Origin of the sequence: Kitasatospora sp. MBT63 (genome assembly GCF_000710465.2) — a bacterium.
GTDB lineage: Bacteria > Actinomycetota > Actinomycetes > Streptomycetales > Streptomycetaceae > Kitasatospora.
On record NZ_JAIZ01000440.1, the window covers coordinates 1 to 2,451 of the forward strand.

A 2,451-nucleotide genomic window follows, 5' to 3' on the forward strand; every position below is an offset into this window, starting at 1 on the left:
ACAACCTCACTCTCACCAGTGAAGATCACCAACAGCATCCACCGTGGCGGCACGGGGCGTGTTGTGCGTCTACGGTGATCCCGGGCACGGGAAGTCGCTGGCGGTCCACCAGGCACTGCGGTTGCTGCCTCGCCGTCTTCCCGTCCAACGGGTTCAAGTCCCGGTGAAGCCGGCATTGCCTCAGCTGCGTGCCGCGCTGCTCAGCGCCTATGGACTGCCGGTCCAGTCCCTGGCCCACCGCACGGAGGCAGCCGACCGCGCGCTGATCGACGCGTTGAAAGACCCAGGTGTGCTGGTGATCGACGATGTCCAGCGCATCGCCGCCCCGGAACTGGACTATCTGCGTCTGCTCGCGGACGTCTCCACGACCAAGGCCTCGCTGGTGCTGTGCGGCGCCGGCGCCGAGCGCACCGTCCAACGGGCGCCTGCCCTGGCTTCCCGAGTCCTGACCTGGCATCACATGCCACGGCTGGAGCCGTCCCAAGTCCCCGGCGTGCTGCGCCTGTTCCACCCACTGTGGGACACGGCCGCCGGCGAGGACCTGTCGCACGTGGACGAGACGTATGCGCGGGGAAACCTCCGTACCTGGGCGAAGATCACCTCCCATGTCTATGCCGCCGGGGCCCGCAGTCCCTCGCTGGCCGTAGACCGTGACCTGATGACGTGGGCCTGCTCCCGCTTGGGCCCCAACCTCTGACCACATTCCACCTGTCGCCGCCGCGAGACACAGCGGGAGGGACCCCGATGGACACGAGCAGCACCGACGGAGACTTCCTGGAGCCTTCGGCTGCCAAACCCGAGGCTGTCCGTCCTCGATGCGGCGTCGTTGACCGTGCTGCGTGCTCCGGCCGTACGGAACCTGCTGGCCCTGCGCTCCCGTCATGAACTCACCAGCAGCCACGTCCGCTTGACGGCCCAGTGCCTTGGGGTCTCGGAACGCACAGTGTGGCGGTGGCTGGCCGAAGCCGGCGCCAGACCGGACACGGCCGACCGCCCTGGCGCCCGCACGACCACCCGCTTCGAGATCACTCCACAGATCCGGGTGCTGCTGGCCTACTGGCACGGCAACGCCTCGGCGGTCCACCGCGAACTCCTCGCCCGAGCCCACGCCACTACGACCCTTGAAGGCGCCACTGTCGCCGCGGCCTCCGCAGCAGCCGCCACCTGGGACGCCATCCACCCAGCCAGCACCAGCGCTGGCACCGACTCGGGTATAGCCGCCACCGCCGACGCAGCTGCCGTTGACGCCGCGCTCCCACCGTCATCGACCACGCACCCGGCCCGCACGGCGATCCCAGGCGGTGCGCCACCGCACGCGGTCCCCGTCCTGGACCCACCGCCGTCGCTGTCGACGTTCCTGCGCGCGGTGCGCCGAGACCTCACCGCGGGGGAGCGGGCCGGCTACCGCAAGGGCCCTGACGCGGCCCGGGCACGGGACGTGTTCGGCAAACGCCCCCGCACCTGGCGCAACCACACCTGGGAGGGCGACCACGTCCAGGCCCCGCTGCGCGTCGCCGCCGCCGGACGGCTGGTGCGCCCCTACGTCACCTGGTTCATCGACTGCGCGACCAAAGCGATCACCGGCGTCGCGGTGACCCCGGGCACCCCGTCACGGGCCTCGATCCTGGTCGCCCTGCGCTCTGCGGTGCTGCGCACCGGCCCCTACGGTCCCGTCGGGGGCCGGCCGGAGACGGTGCGGATCGACCGCGGCAAGGACTTCCTCTCCGCCACCGTCACCGCCGCATTCACCGCGTTCGGCACCACCGTCGACGACCTGCCCCCCTACAGCCCGCACCTGAAGGGCAGCATCGAGAACCTGAACCGCAGCGCCGCACGGATGCTGTTCGCCGCCCTGCCCGCCCACCGCGCCAAGCAGCCCCGCCGCCGCCCCGACCGGCCGCCCACCGCCCCGGCCATGTCCTTCGAGGACTTCACTGCCGAGGTCCTGGCCTTCGTCACCTGGTGGAACACCCAGCACCACCCCGACGGCCTCCAAGGCCGCACCCCGCTCGAAGCCTGGAACCAGGACCCCACACCGCTCACCGAAATCCCCGCGAGCGACCTGTGGTCGTTCACCCTCGAAAGCGACGCCCGCACCCATGTCATCACCAGCCACGGCGTCCGCTTCAAGAGCCGCGACTACCTCGCCGACTGGATGACCGGCCAAGCTGGCCGCCAAGTCCAGGTCCGGTACATGCCCCACCACACCCACGAGATCGAGGTCTGCGACCCCGCCGGCCGCCGCCTGGGCACCGCCCACCTCGCAGACCAAGCCACCCCCGAACAACTCACCGCGCTGCGCCGAGCCCGAGCCCGCCGCGCCGGGCGCCTTCGGGCCGAAGCCAAGGCCGCCGAGCAGCTGCGCCACCAGCGCTTCGCACCCACCACCACCCCGGCACCGCCCCGCCTCCTGGACGCCGTGACCGCGCCCGAGGCGACCCGGGAACTGTC

2 protein-coding genes are annotated in these 2,451 nt (G+C 71.4%); both read left to right on the plus strand.

Features of this window, described 5'->3' with window-relative positions; all coding sequences use genetic code 11:
- Positions 1-58 precede the first annotated feature (58 nt).
- On the plus strand, positions 59-697 hold the full coding sequence (locus tag AA75_RS24140) for an ATP-binding protein (RefSeq protein WP_233289165.1): 639 nt from the start codon (positions 59-61) through the stop codon (positions 695-697).
- A 135-nt stretch (positions 698-832) separates the two neighbouring features.
- The coding region (locus AA75_RS24145; protein ID WP_233289166.1) for a Mu transposase C-terminal domain-containing protein at positions 833-2,451 on the plus strand (1,619 nt) is incomplete at its 3' end.